General features: G+C 65.2%; 16 protein-coding genes. 3 read left to right on the forward strand and 13 right to left on the reverse strand.

Annotated features, from left to right (window positions below; all coding sequences use genetic code 11):
* Positions 1-28 precede the first annotated feature (28 nt).
* Both xylB and dalD read right to left on the reverse strand, forming a co-directional pair.
* Positions 29-1,510, reverse strand: a complete 1,482-nt coding sequence (xylB, locus tag C9I57_RS29700) for a xylulokinase (RefSeq protein ID WP_107154116.1) — start codon at positions 1,508-1,510, stop codon at positions 29-31.
* A 169-nt stretch (positions 1,511-1,679) separates the two neighbouring features.
* Entirely contained in the window at positions 1,680-3,083 is a 1,404-nt protein-coding gene (gene dalD / locus C9I57_RS29705; RefSeq protein WP_107154159.1) for a D-arabinitol 4-dehydrogenase, read from the reverse strand.
* A gap of 295 nt (positions 3,084-3,378) precedes the next feature.
* On the opposite strand from dalD, the gene C9I57_RS29710 reads away from it, so the two are divergent.
* Positions 3,379-4,197: an SAM-dependent methyltransferase gene (locus C9I57_RS29710; RefSeq protein ID WP_181322001.1), complete on the forward strand. Its 819-nt coding sequence runs from the start codon at positions 3,379-3,381 to the stop codon at positions 4,195-4,197.
* 19 nt (positions 4,198-4,216) lie between these two features.
* Here C9I57_RS29710 and C9I57_RS29715 read toward each other — a convergent pair whose 3' ends face one another.
* From C9I57_RS29715 to kynB, 8 genes are all read right to left on the reverse strand, one after another.
* On the reverse strand, positions 4,217-4,633 hold the full coding sequence (locus C9I57_RS29715) for a DUF1801 domain-containing protein (protein WP_107154117.1): 417 nt from the start codon (positions 4,631-4,633) through the stop codon (positions 4,217-4,219).
* A gap of 104 nt (positions 4,634-4,737) precedes the next feature.
* Positions 4,738-5,520 carry a metal ABC transporter permease gene (locus C9I57_RS29720; RefSeq protein WP_107154161.1) on the reverse strand — a complete coding sequence of 261 codons (783 nt, stop codon included), beginning with the start codon at positions 5,518-5,520 and terminating at the stop codon, positions 4,738-4,740.
* Positions 5,513-6,400 carry an ATP-binding cassette domain-containing protein gene (locus C9I57_RS29725; RefSeq protein ID WP_107154118.1) on the reverse strand — a complete coding sequence of 296 codons (888 nt, stop codon included), beginning with the start codon at positions 6,398-6,400 and terminating at the stop codon, positions 5,513-5,515. The genes C9I57_RS29720 and C9I57_RS29725 overlap by 8 nt, the downstream gene beginning before the upstream one ends.
* A 19-nt stretch (positions 6,401-6,419) precedes the next feature.
* Positions 6,420-7,328 (reverse strand): metal ABC transporter solute-binding protein, encoded by a 909-nt coding sequence (locus tag C9I57_RS29730; protein WP_107154162.1) that lies wholly within the window; start codon positions 7,326-7,328, stop codon positions 6,420-6,422.
* Positions 7,329-7,336: 8 nt separating this feature from the next.
* The gene (locus tag C9I57_RS29735) at positions 7,337-7,816 is read right to left on the reverse strand and encodes a Fur family transcriptional regulator (RefSeq protein WP_107154119.1); all 480 of its coding nucleotides are present in this window, start codon (positions 7,814-7,816) and stop codon (positions 7,337-7,339) included.
* An 87-nt stretch (positions 7,817-7,903) separates the two neighbouring features.
* Complete coding sequence (gene kynA, locus C9I57_RS29740) at positions 7,904-8,782, reverse strand: tryptophan 2,3-dioxygenase (RefSeq protein ID WP_107154120.1); 879 nt, start codon at positions 8,780-8,782, stop codon at positions 7,904-7,906.
* An 80-nt stretch (positions 8,783-8,862) separates the two neighbouring features.
* Positions 8,863-10,113, reverse strand: a complete 1,251-nt coding sequence (gene kynU / locus C9I57_RS29745) for a kynureninase (RefSeq protein WP_107154121.1) — start codon at positions 10,111-10,113, stop codon at positions 8,863-8,865.
* 85 nt (positions 10,114-10,198) lie between these two features.
* A complete protein-coding gene (gene kynB, locus C9I57_RS29750; protein WP_107154122.1) occupies positions 10,199-10,843 on the reverse strand; it encodes an arylformamidase in 645 nt (214 codons plus the stop codon).
* Between the two features lie 125 nt (positions 10,844-10,968).
* On the opposite strand from kynB, the gene C9I57_RS29755 reads away from it, so the two are divergent.
* Positions 10,969-11,457, forward strand: coding sequence for an Lrp/AsnC family transcriptional regulator (locus C9I57_RS29755; RefSeq protein ID WP_107154123.1), 489 nt, complete (start codon positions 10,969-10,971; stop codon positions 11,455-11,457).
* Between the two features lie 106 nt (positions 11,458-11,563).
* Here C9I57_RS29755 and C9I57_RS29760 read toward each other — a convergent pair whose 3' ends face one another.
* The gene (locus C9I57_RS29760; RefSeq protein WP_107154124.1) at positions 11,564-12,073 is read right to left on the reverse strand and encodes a flavin reductase family protein; all 510 of its coding nucleotides are present in this window, start codon (positions 12,071-12,073) and stop codon (positions 11,564-11,566) included.
* A gap of 333 nt (positions 12,074-12,406) precedes the next feature.
* Here C9I57_RS29760 and msrA point away from each other — a divergent pair, with 333 nt between their 5' ends.
* Entirely contained in the window at positions 12,407-12,958 is a 552-nt protein-coding gene (gene msrA / locus C9I57_RS29765; protein ID WP_107154125.1) for a peptide-methionine (S)-S-oxide reductase MsrA, read from the forward strand.
* Positions 12,959-12,961: 3 nt separating this feature from the next.
* On the opposite strand, the gene C9I57_RS29770 is transcribed toward msrA, so the two are convergent.
* Positions 12,962-14,056 carry a DUF72 domain-containing protein gene (locus tag C9I57_RS29770; RefSeq protein WP_107154126.1) on the reverse strand — a complete coding sequence of 365 codons (1,095 nt, stop codon included), beginning with the start codon at positions 14,054-14,056 and terminating at the stop codon, positions 12,962-12,964.
* A 33-nt stretch (positions 14,057-14,089) separates the two neighbouring features.
* Positions 14,090-15,304, reverse strand: a complete 1,215-nt coding sequence (locus C9I57_RS29775) for an SAM-dependent methyltransferase (RefSeq protein WP_107154127.1) — start codon at positions 15,302-15,304, stop codon at positions 14,090-14,092.
* Positions 15,305-15,432 lie beyond the last annotated feature (128 nt).

Here is a 15,432-nt window from a genome sequence, read left to right on the forward strand (position 1 = left end):
GAAACGGTTGCCGATGGCCGGAGCGAATTCAGGCGAGCCGCTTGCGCGACGGGTCGAAAAGCGGCCGCACGTGCCGATAGAGCTCGCGGTAGGCGAGGAGCCGGGCGCGCAACTCGTCATGACGCCGCGGGTTCGGCGCGAACTCGGCCACGATGGGCGGTTTTGCGAGCACGACCCCGGGATCGCCGCCGGCCGCGAGCCAGCCGAGACGAGCGGCACCGAGCGCCGCGCCCGTTTCGCCGCCGCCGTGCTGACGCGTCGGCGTCGCGAGGGCATCGGCGAGCAGTTGCGCCCAGTACGCGCTGCGCGCGCCGCCGCCGAGCAGCGATAGCGCATTCGGCGTCGTGCCGGCCGTCGCAAGCGCGTCGAGGCCGTCCGCAAGCGCCAGCGTCACGCCTTCGAGCACGGCATAGCCGAGGAGCGCGCGGTTCGTCGCGTGCGTCATGCCGAAGAAAACCCCTTCGGCGTACGGATCGTTATGCGGCGTCCGCTCTCCGGAGAGGTACGGCAGAAAGAGCGGGGCGTCGGCGAGCGACGCGGGCTCGAGCGCCGCCGCCTCCGCGACGAGCGTCGGCTCGTCGGTGCCGGTCAACGTGCAGACCCAGCGCAGACAGCTCGCCGCCGATAGCACGACGCTCATCTGATGCCACCGGTCGGGAATCGCATGGCAGAACGCGTGCACGGCCGAAGCGGGATTCGGCAGGAAGCGATCGCCGACGACGCAAAGCACGCCCGAGGTGCCGAGCGAGACGAATCCGTCGCCAGGCTCGGTCGCGCCGATGCCGATCGCGCTCGTCGCATTGTCGCCGCCGCCGGCCGCCACGACGATCTCGCCGGACAACCCCCATTCGCGCGCGAGCTCGGGCCGCAAAACTCCCGAAGGCGCACTGCCTTCGGCAAGGCTCGGCATCTGCGAGCGGCGCATGCCGCAGGCATCGAGCAGCTCGTCGGACCAGTCGCGCCGCGCGACGTCGAGCCATAGCGTCCCGGCGGCGTCCGACGGATCCGAGACTTTGCCGCCCGTCATCCGCAGTCGCAGATAGTCCTTCGGCAACAGCACGCAGGCCGTGCGTCGAAATAGGTCGGGCTCATGACGCGCCACCCAAAGCAGCTTCGGCGCTGTGAAGCCCGGCATCGCCAGATTGCCGGCGATCTCGTGAAGACGCGATGCGCGCCGGGTCAGCTCGTCGCACTCGTCGGCGCTGCGCATGTCGTTCCAGAGAATCGCCGGGCGCAGGACGCGATCGGCGGCGTCGAGGAGGACCGCGCCATGCATCTGCCCCGAGAGGCCGATCGCGCGTACTTGCGCGAACGCTTCGCCGTGCGCCTCCCGCAGCTTCGCGAGCGCGACGCACGTTCCCTCCCACCAGTCGGCCGGATTCTGTTCCGCCCAGCGCGGATGCGGACGCGAAACGGTGAACGGCGAGCCGGCCGTGCCGAGCACTCGGCCGTCGGGCGCGAGCAACAAGACTTTCACTTCGGATGTGCCGAGGTCGATGCCGAGGTACATGGGAGGGAGTCCTTGAAGGTTTCGGTTCGCGTCAGCGCGGAAGCGCTACTTTATCCGCGGCCCGCCGTGCGCAGCAATGCGGGCGAGCCCGGGAGGCGAGCGATGACAAAGCCGGCGCCGCTGAGCGGCCCAGGCGCGGGCCGGCCGATGGGAGTGAGCGTCGCTCAGATCAAGCCCGTGAGACGAGCCATGCATCGACGCGTGCGAGCGCCGAGCGCAGCGTCTCGACGAGCCGAGGGCTGCCCGCCATGCCGCCCCAGAGCAGCCGCGATCCGCAGAAGGCCGCGAGCGGATCCGCCGCCGAGAAGAAGGCGCGCGCCGACGCCTCATCCATCACGCCGTCCTGATACGTGTAGGGCAGGGCGCCTTGGCGCCAGCGATCGAGAAAGCGGAAGAAGAGCGCGGGCAGCACCGCCGTCGCATTCGGCTCGGCATTGCGCGCGAACGATTCGGCGAGCGTCGGGGCGATGAAGCCGGGGATCTTCGAAAAGCCGTCGGCGGCGACGCGCTGATTCGTGTCCTGGATATAAGGGTTGCTGAATCGGTCGAGCACGACATCGCGGTAACGAGCGAGGTCAAGCGGGCTCGGCGTGAGACACGGAATGACATCCTGCGTGACGTATTCGTGCGCGAAGCGGCGGATGTCGGCGTCAGCCGTGCCTTCGTGGATATACGACAGGCCCACGAGCGTGCCGGCCCACGCGATGCAGCTATGGCTCGCGTTGAGAATGCGGATTTTCGCTTCCTCGTAGGGCAGCACCGAAGCGACGAGCTCAGCCCCCGCGCGCTCCCAGGCCGGGCGGCCTGCGCGGAAGCGATCCTCGATGACCCACTGGATGAATGCCTCGCCCATGACAGGGCAGGCATCGTCGATGCCCGTCGCCGCTTTCACGCGCTCGCGCACATCCGGTGTCGGGCGCGGCGTGATGCGGTCGACCATCGAGTTCGGGCAAGTCGTGTTTTCCTCGAACCAGGTGGCGAGCTCGGCTTGCCCGCGCGCCGCGAGGAAAGCGCGCATGCCCGCTTCGAACCGCTCGCCGTTGCTGCGCAGGTTGTCGCAGCTTTGCAGCGTGAGCGCGCCGCCATTGCGCGCGCGACGCGCGTCGAGGATGGCGGCGAGCGCGCCGTAGATCGTCGTGCGTCCGCCGGCCAGGTCGGCCGCGAGGTCAGGATTGGAGGTATCGAGCCGATCGTGCTCGTCGAGGTAATAGCCGCCCTCGGTCACGGTGAACGAGACGATCTTGCAGGCCGGGTCGGCGCCGGCTTCGATCAGCCCCTCGAGCGTCGGGGACCACGGCACGACACGCGTGATCGAGCGGATCGTCTCGTAGGCGCGCTCGCCTTGCGGCGTGACGGTCTCGAGCGTATAGACGCCGTTTTGCGCAGCGAGGGCGTCGAGCACGGCGTTCATGTCGCCGCGGATGTTGCCGACCGTCAGCGACCAGGCGGCATCGCCGGACGCAGCCGACGACGCATTGAGACGGTGGAGATACCACGCTTGATGGGCGCGGTGAAACGATCCCGCCCCGATGTGCAGAATCACGTTCGAAGCGCTGACCTGCGCATTGTCCATCGCTTGTCTCCCGATTGAGATCGGCTGGCGCGTCGGGGCCGCAACGGACGGGCGGGGTACGACGCTCGAACCGATCTTTTGTTCTGTCGATGAGCGAATGATCGGTTCGCAGTCGGCGAAAGTCAAGGCGCGATGCGGGAAGATCGGGATGCCGTGAAAGGCAGAATGACCTTTCGCGAGGCAGAGCGGTTCTTCATTATGTAGTTTTGCTTCACGGTGCATGCGGATTGAGCCGGTTTATCGAATGGCGCCGGACGTGTAGCGTATGGGTCACTCAACCGTCAGGAGCACAGTCATGGATACGCCCACGCAACGCGCGCAAACCCATTACGGCGGAGCGGGCTTGATCGCGAAGGTGCAAGCCGCGCTTGCCGCCTTCGGTCCCGAGGAAACCGTGCTGACGGTTCCGCAACTGGCCATGCTCGACCAGTTCCATACGCGCGGCATGCTTGCCACGGGCGAACTCGCCGAGGCGGTGGGGCTCGAAGCCGGCATGGCGGTACTCGACCTCGGTTGCGGGATCGGCGGGCCGGCGCGCTATTTGGCCGCGAACTATGGCGTCCACGTCACGGGCGTCGACCTCAGCTCATCTTTCGTCGATACCGCTCGCTATCTGAGCCAGCGCTGCGCGCTTGGCGATAGCACGACGTTCTTTGCCGGCGATGCGACGGAGCCGCCCGTCGCGGATGGCAGCATCGACCGCGTGTTCCTGCAGCATGTCGCCATGAACATCGCCGACCGGGCAGCGCTCTATCGCGCGATCCGTCGTGTACTGAAGCCGGCAGGACGGTTCGCGACTTACGATATCGTCGCCAGGGGCGGCGCCCCGTATTTTCCGGTGCCGTGGGCGACCACGCCCGAAAACAGCCACTTGCGGACCGAGGCCGAAACGCGCGATGCGTTGACCGCGGCGGGATTCACGATTGATCTCTGGCGCGACGATACGGAAGTGGCGACGCAATGGTTCGCGAAGAGGGTGGCAGGCGGACCGCCCGCCGGGCCCAGCCTCGCGGTGGTGCTTGGGGCGGACTTCGCGGCGATGATGGCCAACCTCGCTCGCAGTCTAAGCGAGGGGCGGATCGGTGTCTTGACGGCGATCGCGAGCTGCCGATAGCGGCACGCGGGTTCCTCGGCTATTCAGATACCGAAGATTTGCCCTTGATTTTGGACGTGTTCAGTGCCACGGCGGCGCGAATGAGGCTTTTGAACGCCTCTTCGTCGATTTCCTCGCCCTCGCGGAAGTCGATGGCGCGCCGCGTGTTCCCTTCGAGGCTGGAGTTGAAGAGCCCGGAAGGATCTTCCAACGCCGCCCCTTTGGCGAAAGTCGTCTTCACGACGCTCTTGTACGTCTCGCCGGTGCAGATCAAACCGGCGTGCGACCACACCGGCACGCCTCTCCACTTCCACTCCTCGACGACTTCGGGATCGGCTTCCTTGATGAGCGCGCGCAGGCGGCTGAGCGTCTCGCCCCGCCAGTCGCCGAGTTCTTCGATTCTCGCGTCGATGAGCTGCGACGCGGACATCTCTTCTTGCGATCCAATCTTCTTCATGGTTTTTATCCTCGAGCGGAGAGCAGGAAAGTGTCTGCCGAGTGTACTCTACGGTACATCCAATAATCGTCTTACTCAGGTTGGCAATCGCTTGCAACTATCCACTATCGGCGCGCGAGCAGACTCGCGCAGTAGACGAGCGCCGCGAGCGCGGTGATCCAGAAGCTCGTCGGCCAATCGGTGTAAAAGGCGAGCGTCACGCCGAGCCACGCTTGCCCGAGCGCGAAGAGCGCCGCAAGCGGGATGCCGCGTGAGAGCCGCATGGTGACGTTCTGCGCCGCGGCCGCTGGACCGACCATCAGCGTGAACACGAGCAGCACGCCGACGATTTGCGTGCAGGCCGCGACGGCGAGCGCCGCGATCGCGAGAAACAGCATCGACACGAAGCGCAGCGAGACGCCCTTCGCTTCTGCGAGCTCCGGCTGCAGCGTCGCGAAGAGCAGCGGGCGCATGATGGCGCCCAGTGCGATCAGGCTTGCGGCGCCGATGCAAGCAAGAATGACGAGTGTCTCCACGGTGACCCCGAGCACGTTGCCGAAGAGCAGCGACGTCACTTGTGTCGCATAAGCCGTGAAAAAATGCAGGAACAACAGGCCGCAGCCGAGCGAGAGCGACAGGACGACGCCGATCGCCACGTCGCGGCCCGCGAGCCGCTCGCCGAGCGCGCCCATCGACAACCCGGCCGCAAGCGTGAAGCCGATCATGCCCCAGAGCGGCGAGATGCCGACGAGCACGGCACCCGTCGCGCCCGTGAAGCCGACGTGCGAGAGCGCATGTCCCGCGAACGTCTGCCCACGCATGACGAGAAAGTAGCCGACGATCCCCGCGAGGACGGCGACGATGCCCGACGCCGCGAACGCGTTGACCATGAAGTCGTATTCAAACATCGTGGGTATGTCCGTGCTGATGGCCGTGCGGATGGTCGTGACCATGCTCGTGCGGCCCGTCATCTTCGTGCTCGTGATCGTGCTTTTCGATTTCGACGTCGCCCGACATGACGAAGATGCGTCCGTTCACCCGCATGACGTCGATCGTCGATCCATATAGACGCGAAAGGACGGGCCGCGTGATGACTTCGTCGACGGTACCGAGCGCGGCCGCGCCGTTGCCGAGATAGAGCACGCGATCGAGCGCGTTGAGCAGCGGGTTGAGCTCGTGAGCGGAGAACAGGACCGCGATCCCGAGCTCGCGCTGCACGCGGCGCACGAGCTCGACGACGCCGCGCTGATGATGCGGATCGAGGCTGATGAGTGGCTCGTCGAGCAGCAAGAGGCGCGGCTTGCCGAGCAGACACTGCGCGATCAGCAGCCGTTGCCGCTCGCCGCCCGAGAGTTCGGAGAGCGGGCGTGCCGCAAGCGCCTGCCCATCGACGAGGTCGAGCACACGCTCGACGTCGGCGCGCGTCGCGGCGTCCGCGCGCGGCAGGCCCCAGCGATGGCCATCCGCCGCCATCGCGACGAATTCGCGCCCGCGCAGGCGTCGGCCCGCAAGCGCGCTGCGCGTTTGCGGCATGTAGCCGATCGCGACGTTGCCGCGCGCAACCGCTTGCCCCGCGACGAGGATCGCTCCGCTCGCGATCGGGACGAGGCCCAGCACGGCACGCATCAGCGTTGTCTTGCCCGCGCCGTTCGGCCCGAGCACGCCGATGAACTCGCCCTCGTCGACCGCGAAGCTCGCTTCGTTCAGGATCGTGCGCCCGCCCAGCATGAGCGTCGCCCGGTCGAACTCGAGCGCGTGGCGTCGCGATGGGTTGGCGTGGGTCGTCATGATGCGGTGCCTACTGTGCCTACTGCTGTGCCGCCAGCGCGGCCGAGAGCTCGTCGAGCTGCGAGAGCATCCATTGCTGGAAAGTCGTGCGCGCCGGCTGCGTCTCGGTCACGCTCACGGTCGGCACATGTGATTGATGCGCAAGCTTCAACATTCGCTTGGTAATCGCTTCGATCGCCTGGCTGTTATAAATGAGCGCGTGCACCTGCTTAGTCTTCAGGTCATTCTCGAACGCGGCGACGTCGGATGCGCTCGGCTCAGTGTCGTTCATGATTGCAAGCTGAAATCGGTCATTGCGCATCGCGAGGCCGATGGCGTCGGACATGTAGCCGAATACAGGCTCGGTCGCGGTAACGGGCGTGCCGTGGTATCGAGACTTGAGCTCGGCCACCTTCTCGTCGATCGGCTTCAACGACTCGAGAAACTTCGTCAGATTCGCGTCATAGTCGGCCTTGTTCGCCGGATCCTCATCGTCGAGCGCTTTGACCACCGCGCGCGCGACCGCGGGCATTGTTCGTGGGTCGTACCAGAGATGCGGGTTGTCGCCGCTCTTCTTGCCGACGAGAGCGGCGGCGACGATCGTCGTGCGTTTGGCGCTGTTCGATGCGGCGAGGAGTTTATCCATCCAGGGATCGTAGGCGGCGCCGTTATAGACGACCAGATCCGCATGCTGCAATGCGCGCGCCGTCTTCGGGCTCGCTTCGAACAGGTGCGGATCCTGTTCGGGGTTGCTGAGAATGCTCGTGACCTCGACGTGCTTGCCGCCAAGCTGGCTGACGACGTCGCCATAAAAGTTTTCGGCTGCGACGACGTTGATGGTCTTCGCAGCTTGCGCGAGCGCCGGTCCGCTCAACGATAACGCCGCAAGGACCGCCACCGCGAGTACGGGCAGCCGGCGCACGCGCTCTGCGGCCCCTTGGAAAATCAAAGCAGCGTTCACGAGTTTTCCTTAGTATCGATCTTCTTTGTCTTGCATTCGCCGCAGAGCCCTGAGAGTTCTACGACTTGCTTATGCACTTCGAAACCGTGCGCGGGTGCGCTCGCCGAAAGCCGCTCCGCGAGCTCGTCGCCGGGAATCTCCACTGTGTCGCCGCAGCGCTCACAGATGAGGAACTGGCTCTGGTGCGGCTTGCCGACCTCGCAGCAGGCGACGAACGCGTTGCGCGATTCGATCTTGTGCACGAAGCCGTGCTCGACGAGAAAGTCGAGCGCACGGTAGACGGTGGTTGGCGGCACGCGACCGCGCTCGGGCTCGAGCGCCGCGAGAAGGTCGTAAGCGCCGATTGGCCGGGCCGCGACGACGACGAGCGCGTAGACCTGCCGGCGCAGCGGCGTCAGCGCCAGGCCGTGCGCGGCCGCGAACGCGTCAGCGCGGGCGAGCTGTTCGGAGACGGAATGGACGGCGGCGGCTGACATGGGATCGTTCTCGGTCTGGCAACAACCGAGATGATATAACATATCATCGCAAGCTGCGACCCGGGCGAGCGGCTATACCGCCAGGCTCTACAGCACCGTGCGCACATGCCAAAGCTCGGGGAACAGCACGACGTCGAGCATCTTGCGCAGATAGGGTGCGCCGCTCGTGCCTCCCGTGCCTTGCTTGAAACCGATGATCCGCTCGACGGTCGTCACATGCCGAAAGCGCCACTGGCGGAACGCGTCTTCGAGATCGACGAGTTCCTCGGCCATTTCGTAGAGCTCCCAATGTTGCGACGGGTTGCGATAAACCTCGAGCCATGCCGCCTCGACCGTCTCGTCGTGTACGGTGGGCTGCGTCCAATCGCGCTCGATCCGCGCGGGATCGATCGTGAATCCGCGCCGCGCCAGCAGGCGCACGACTTCGTCGTAGAACGACGGCGCCTCGAGCGCGGCGCGCACGAGCGCCAACACATCGGGACGATGCTCATGCGGCTTGAGCATCTGGACGTTCTTGTTGCCGAGCAGGAATTCGATTTGGCGGTACTGGTACGACTGAAACCCCGACGAGGCTCCCAGATAGGGCCGCATGGCCGTATATTCCGACGGCGTGAGCGTGGCGAGCACGTTCCACGCCTGGACGAGCTGCTCGAGAATGCGTGAGATGCGGGCCAGCATCTTGAAGGCCGGCGGCAATGCATCGCGCTTCACGCAATCGAGCGCGGCATGCAGCTCGTAAAGCGCGAGCTTCATCCAGAGCTCGCTCGTCTGATGCTGGACGATGAACAGCATCTCGTTGTGATCGGGCGAGAGCGGGTGCTGCGCCGATAGAATCCGATCGAGCGAGAGATAGTCGCCGTAGCTCATCGACTTCGAGAAGTCGAGTTGTGCGCCGTGCCAGCCGCTCGTCGATTGTGATGGATTCGAGGCGTCGGGCAGATCGGGCAACGCCATGTGATCGTTCATTTCGGAGTCCTCAACATGTTCCGGTCAGAGCCGCTCATGGAGCGGCCTTGCCCTTCACGTCATCCCTTTGGCGATCGCTTTCAGGTGACCGAATGACGCGCGGCGAATTCGGGCGCGCGCCAGCTTTCGTTCGCGAGAATGTCGCGCAGCGTTTCCACCGCGTCCCAGACATCAACGAACCGCGTATAGAGCGGCGTGAAGCCGAAGCGCAGCACGTGCGGCTCGCGATAGTCGCCGATCACGCCGCGCGCGATCAGTGCTTGCATGATTTCGTAGCCGTGCGGATGCGCGAAGCTCACGTGCGAGCCGCGTTGGGCGTGGGCGCGCGGCGTGACGAGCGTTAGCGCATGGCCTGCGCAGCGCGATTCAACGAGCTCGATGAAGCGATCGGTCAGTGCGAGCGACTTGTGCCGCACGGTCTCGATGTTCGTCTCGAGAAACACGTCGAGCCCGGCTTCGACAAGTGCCATCGAGACGATCGGCTGCGTACCGCAAAGAAACCGCCCGATGCCTTCATCGGGCGTATAGACGGGGTCCATCGCAAACGGCGCGCGATGCCCCCACCAACCCGAGAGCGGCTGAGCAATCGCGTCCTGGTGGTGCTTGGCGACCCATGCGAAGGCGGGGGCGCCCGGGCCGCCGTTCAAGTACTTGTAGGTACAGCCGACGGCGAAGTCGGCGCCCGCGCCGCGCAGATCGACAGGGACGGCGCCCGCCGAGTGCGCGAGGTCCCAAAGCGCAAGCGCGCCGGCCCGATGGGCGATCTTCGTCAGCGCCGTCATGTCGTGCATGTAGCCCGTGCGGTAGTTGACGTGCGTGAGCATCACGACGGCCGTTTGATCGTCGATCGCTTCGGGTAGATCGGCGGGGTCGTCGACGAGGCGTAGCACGTGCCCTCGATCGAGCTGATCGATGAGCCCTTGCGCGATATAGAGATCGGTCGGAAAGTTGGCGCGCTCTGACACGATGATCCGGCGCTTGCCGTCGCGCACCGCGGCGAGCCTCAGCGCGGCCGAGAGCAGCTTGAAGAGGTTGATCGAAATCGTGTCGGTCACGACGATCTCGCCCGCACCGGCGCCGACGAGCGGTGCGAGCTTGTCGCCGAGACGCCGCGGCAGCGCATACCATCCGGCCGCGTTCCAGCTGCGAATGAGCCCGTCGGCCCACTCCTCGCCGATGACGGCCTGGGCGCGCGCGGCGGCGGCGAGCGGCGGCACGCCGAGTGAATTGCCGTCGAGATAGATGGCCTGCGGGTTCAGTGCAAATCGGCTGCGCAGGTGGGCAAGCGGATCGTCGCGGTCGAGCGCGAGTGCTTCTTCACGGGTTTTCATGGCTAGGACGACAGCGTAATGAGTTGGCGTTGTTCGATTCGAACGAGGACGATCGGCTTGAAAATCGATAGGACGGACCTTCGTCTCACCGGCGCCCGGCCGACAGCGAACGCAGCACGGCACGCACGGGGCTCGCGTCGAGCGTTGCAAACTTGAGCGGCAGGGCGATCAGTTCATAATCGCCGGCCTCGACAGCATCGAGCACGAGTCCTTCGAGTATCGCCATGCCATGAGCGCGCACACGGCGGTGCGCGTCCATCGTTTTGGACTCCTGAGGATCGAGCGACGGCGTGTCGATGCCGATGAGTGTCACGCCGCGCTCGGCCAGCAGGTCGATCGTTTCCGGCGCGACCGCGCAAAAGGCGCTGTTCCAGCAAGTGAGCGGCGCGTGCACATAGGTGCGCAGCAAGACGCGCGGCGGCAGCGGGCCGTCGAGATGCGCCGCAAGATGCTCGGGGCGGACTCGCGGCGCGGCGCCGATGCAATGAACCACGCGGCAGGCGCCGAGATACCGATCGAGCGACACGGCACCGATCGCGGCGCCCTCAGCATCGTAGTGCAGTGGCGCGTCCGCATGGGCCCCTGTGTGCGGCGATAGGGTGAGCCGCGCCACGTTGACGGGCGATCCGGCTTCCATTTTCCACACGCGTTCGACCTGCACGGCCGTATCGCCCGGCCAGACTGGCGTCGAGCAATCGATGGCCGGCGAGATGTCCCAGAGCGTCTCCATGTCCTATCCACGTAGTCGATCTAGCGATGATAGGCGCCTCTTCGCGCAATGTGCTTGCGATATCGGCGAGCAAAGCGATGCGTCTTAGAACATAATTCGAGGTACGACAGAAAAAGGGGCCAAAAATGACTGCGATCTCGCTCGACGCCACCGATTGCCGGATCCTGAGCGTGCTGCAGAACGAAGGGCGCATCAGCAACCTGGACCTGGCCGAGCGCATTTCCCTTTCGCCGTCCGCGTGCCTGCGCCGGCTGCGGCTGCTCGAGGAGCAGGGCGTGATCGAGCGCTATCGCGCGTGTCTGAACCGCGAGGCGCTCGGCTTCGAGCTGGAGGCGTTCGTGCAGGTATCGATGCGCAACGACCAGTCGAACTGGCACGAGCGCTTTGCGGAGGCGGTACGCGAGTGGCCGGAGGTTGTCGGCGCGTTCGTCGTGACAGGTGAAACACATTACCTGCTGCACGTGCTCGCGCAAAGCCTCAAGCACTACTCCGATTTCGTGCTGACGAAGCTCTACAAGGCGCCCGGCGTCATGGATATTCGTTCGAACATCGTCTTGCAGACGCTCAAGGAGGATTCCGGCGTACCCGTGATCGCTCCGCAGGCGCAGCGGTAGGGCGCCAACGCCGGGCGGCGCTGGACCGCATCCGCGCCGATTCGTCCCGCAAACAGCGCGCGAAACGAGCCTCAGCCCGTTGTGTCTTGTCTTGGCGGCGCCGCCCTCAGAGGGGCTTCAATCCGTGAAAGCCGCCGCCGTGAAAAACGAGCGGCGCCATCTCGGCGGCGTCGGGGTGCAAGCCGCAACGCTCGACTTCTCCCACGAAGATGACGTGGTCGCCTTCTTCGTAGCGGCTGCGGTTGTGGCATTCGAACCAGGCGAGCGCGCCGTCGAGAACGGGCATGCCGGTATCGCCGGCTGCGTGCGAGACGCCCGCGAAACGATCGCCCTTCACGGTCGCGAAGCGTTGGCAGAGCTCGAATTGCGAATCCGACAGCACATTGACGACGTAATGACTATTGGTCCGGAAGACCGGCATCGAAGCCGATTTCGTCGCGAGGCTCCAAAGCACGAGCGGCGGATCGAGCGAGACCGAGTTGAACGAGCTCGCGGTAATGCCGATCAGTTGCCCGGACGACGAGCGCGTCGTGATGACGGTCACACCGGTCGCGAATTGAGCGAGCGCGCGGCGGAACGAAGTGGAATCGAAGTTCGGGGGGCTGGCGCGTTTCATCAGGCGCACGCTCCGTGTTTTCTTTGCCGGCTCGGGAGGGTCGGCGGTCGCGGCGTCTTGGGCGGCAGCAAATGAGAAACCATGGCATGAATGGGTAGATATCCGAGATTTTAATGGAATCCGGACGTTCCACCCTCGACCCCCGTCGGCGAGATGGCATCGAGAACGGTTGCGGCGCGGCGCCGGCTCGAGCGGCCGTCCGCAACAACAGGCCCCTTGGCGTCCTGAACTGCACGGTTTCGGCCGCGGGCACGAAAAACGCACTAAGCTGTGTGGGCGGCGAGATTCGCCGCCGCATCGACCGTTCCCACGAAAATCGAAGGAGCAGCAGCCATGTCTGAGGCAAGCGAAACCGCCACGCTGGGCGGCGGATGTTTCTGGTGTCTCGAGGCAGTCTATCTCGATGTCGACGGCGTGAAGTCCGTCGAGTCGGGCTATGCGGGCGGCACTGTCGAGCGGCCCACTTACGAGCAGGTTTGCGATGGCGATACGGGCCATGCCGAAGTCGTCAAAGTCGAGTTCGATCCGGTCAAGATCAGCTATCGCGAAATCCTGCAGATCTTTTTCTCCATTCACGATCCGACCCAGCTCAACCGGCAGGGCAACGATGTCGGCACGCAGTATCGCTCGATCATCTTCACGCACTCGGACGCGCAGCGCGAAACGGCCGCGGAATTGATTCGCGAGCTCACGCGTGAAGCCCTCTTCGATCGGCCGATCGTCACGCAAATCGAGCCGCTCGACGGCAATTACTGGCCGGCCGAAGCCTATCATCAGAACTATTTCGCTCAGCATCCGGACCAGGGATATTGCACGTTCGTCGTTGCGCCGAAGGTCGCGAAGTTCCGCGCCAAATTCGCCGCCTGGATGCGCCCCGGCGCCTAGAGGCTAGTTATGCGCGCACGCCGCCGCGATTTCGCGTGCAAGCGCCACGCAGGTGAGCGGCGCCGAGCCTTCGGCCTTGTTGTTCGCGACGATGAGGACGGGTTGCCCTGCCAGCGCGTAGCGGGCGGCCAACTCGGCCAGCGCCGCTCGGGTACCCGGATCCTCGTCGACGAGCCGGTTGAACGGCTCGTATTTCGCTTTCGCCTGCTCGTACTTGAACCCGCCGTGCAGGCTCCAGCGGACGATGAGCGGCCCGGCGGGCTCGTCCCCGTCGAGCAGCGCGAGCGCGGCCGCCTGACGCAACGGATCGGGCATGCGCGCATGCAATCCGACGCAGTACCGCACACCGCGCTCGCGCAGCATCCGAACGAACCGCGGCGTGAGAAGGCACGCGTCGCGAATCTCGACCGCATAGCACGAGGCCGGCGCGCCGCCGGCGGCTTGGGGCAGCGCCGGCAAGGCGGCGAGAAAATCCGCTAGCCGGGCGACGAACGCGGCGGGATCGGCCAGCACGCGCTCGGGCAGCGGCGAAAACTGGAATACGAGCGCGCCGGCTTTTGCGCCGAGACCCGCGAGGCACGGCTCGACGAATTCGCTCGTCGCGAGCCGCGCATCGAGAAAGCAAGGATTGTCGGCGACAGGCTCGCCGCGCTCGGCGCGCAGCGTCGCGTCGGTGACGGAAGCAGGCGCTTTGACGATGAAGCGGAAGTCGTCGGGCACCTGTTGGGCATAGCGAAGATAGTCCGCGATGCTGAGCGGCGCGTAGAACGAGCGGTCGATGCTGACGGTGCGCAGCAGCGGATGCGCACCGTAGGCGGCAAGCCCGTCGCGCGCAAGCTTCGAATCGCTGTAGGCATCGCCGTAGACGATGCCTTCCCAGCCCGGAAACGACCATGACGAGGTGCCGAGGTGCACTTGCGGCGGCAATCCGGCAGCCGCCGCGAGTGCATCGGCCGAGGCGGGCGCGGGCAGAACCTCACGTGCGCGGCGCTTCGGCTTGGCGGGCTCCTTGCGCGGCGCCGCCGTTTCCAGCGTCGGCGGCGCCCCGAACAGGTCCAGTTGCGGCTTCAGTGGCGGATCGTCTTCTCTTTCGTCCATCAAGACACTTGGCCGCGCGACGCGGTCGAACGCTCAAAGCGGCTGATCGTACATGTAGCGGCGCGACCAAGGCAACGTCTGCGCGCTGCGGCCGGCCTTACGGCAGACCACTTGATAGAGCGACACGTCGTCGTGCTCGAACGCGTAGGCGCAGCCGGCGAGATAGACGCGCCAGATGCGGAATTTTTCGTCATCGACGAGCTTTTTCGCCTCTTGGGCATGTGCCTCGAAGTTCTCGGACCAGAGATCCAGCGTGTGCTTGTAATGACGACGCAGGCTTTCCACATCGACAGCCTCGAGCCCACCGCGCTGCATCGATTCGAGCGCAAGGCTGATATGCGGCAGCTCGCCGTCCGGGAACACGTAGCGGTCGATGAACTCGCCGCCGCCCAGCGCCGTCTCGCCGCTTTCGTAATCGGTCGACGTGATGCCGTGATTCATCGCGATCCCGTCGTCGACGAGCAGATCGCGGATCTTGGCGAAATAAGTCGGCAGGTTCTTGCGGCCGACGTGCTCGAACATGCCGACGCTCGTGATGCGGTCGAACTGTCCATCGACGTCTCGGTAGTCCTGCAGGCGAATCTCGATCCGATCGGCAAGGCCGGCGGCCTTGACGCGCTCGGTCGCGAGATCGAACTGGTTCTGCGACAGCGTCACGCCGACGCAGCGCGCGCCGAACTTGCTCGCCGCGCGCAAGACGAGGGCGCCCCAGCCGCAGCCGATGTCGAGCAGGCGCTGGCCCGGCTGCACCTGGATCTTGCGCAGGATGTGGTCGATCTTCTTGAGTTGAGCCGTGCCGAGGTCTTCGTTGCCGTTTTCGAAGTAGGCGCACGAGTAGACCATGTTCTCGTCGAGCCAGAGCTTATAGAACTCGTTCGAGACGTCGTAGTGATATTGGATCGCCTTCTTGTCCGACGATTTCGTGTGATTGAAGTAGCGGCGCACCCGGGCGAGCTTGCTTGCGCTCGTCACCGTGCTGCGGGCTAGCGAGTAGCCGATATTGATGATGTCCGAAAGCTTGCCTTCGATATCGATCTTGCCCTTGACGTAGGCTTCGCCGAGGTTGTCAAGACTGGGCTCCAGCAAGAGCGGCAACGCCGAAGCGCTGTTGACCTTCAGTGTGACCTGCGGCGCAGCGAAGCTGCCGAAATCGAGCTGCTGACCGTTCCATAAGACGAGACGCGCCGGCAAGTTCGTCTTCGTCTTTACGTCTTCCACCCACTGCGCCAGCTTCTTTTCCCAGAACATGCTTGTTCTCCGTGTCTTATCCGTTGACCTCAACATCAAAAGCACAGCCTAAAAAGCACAGCAAAGGCGTCGTGCGGCCCCGACGAGCGGGCGGCGCGGCGCGGCCTGCGAAAGCGGTCGGACGTGGC

This window comes from Trinickia symbiotica (genome assembly GCF_003028655.1).
Classification (GTDB): Bacteria; Pseudomonadota; Gammaproteobacteria; order Burkholderiales; family Burkholderiaceae; genus Trinickia; species Trinickia symbiotica_A.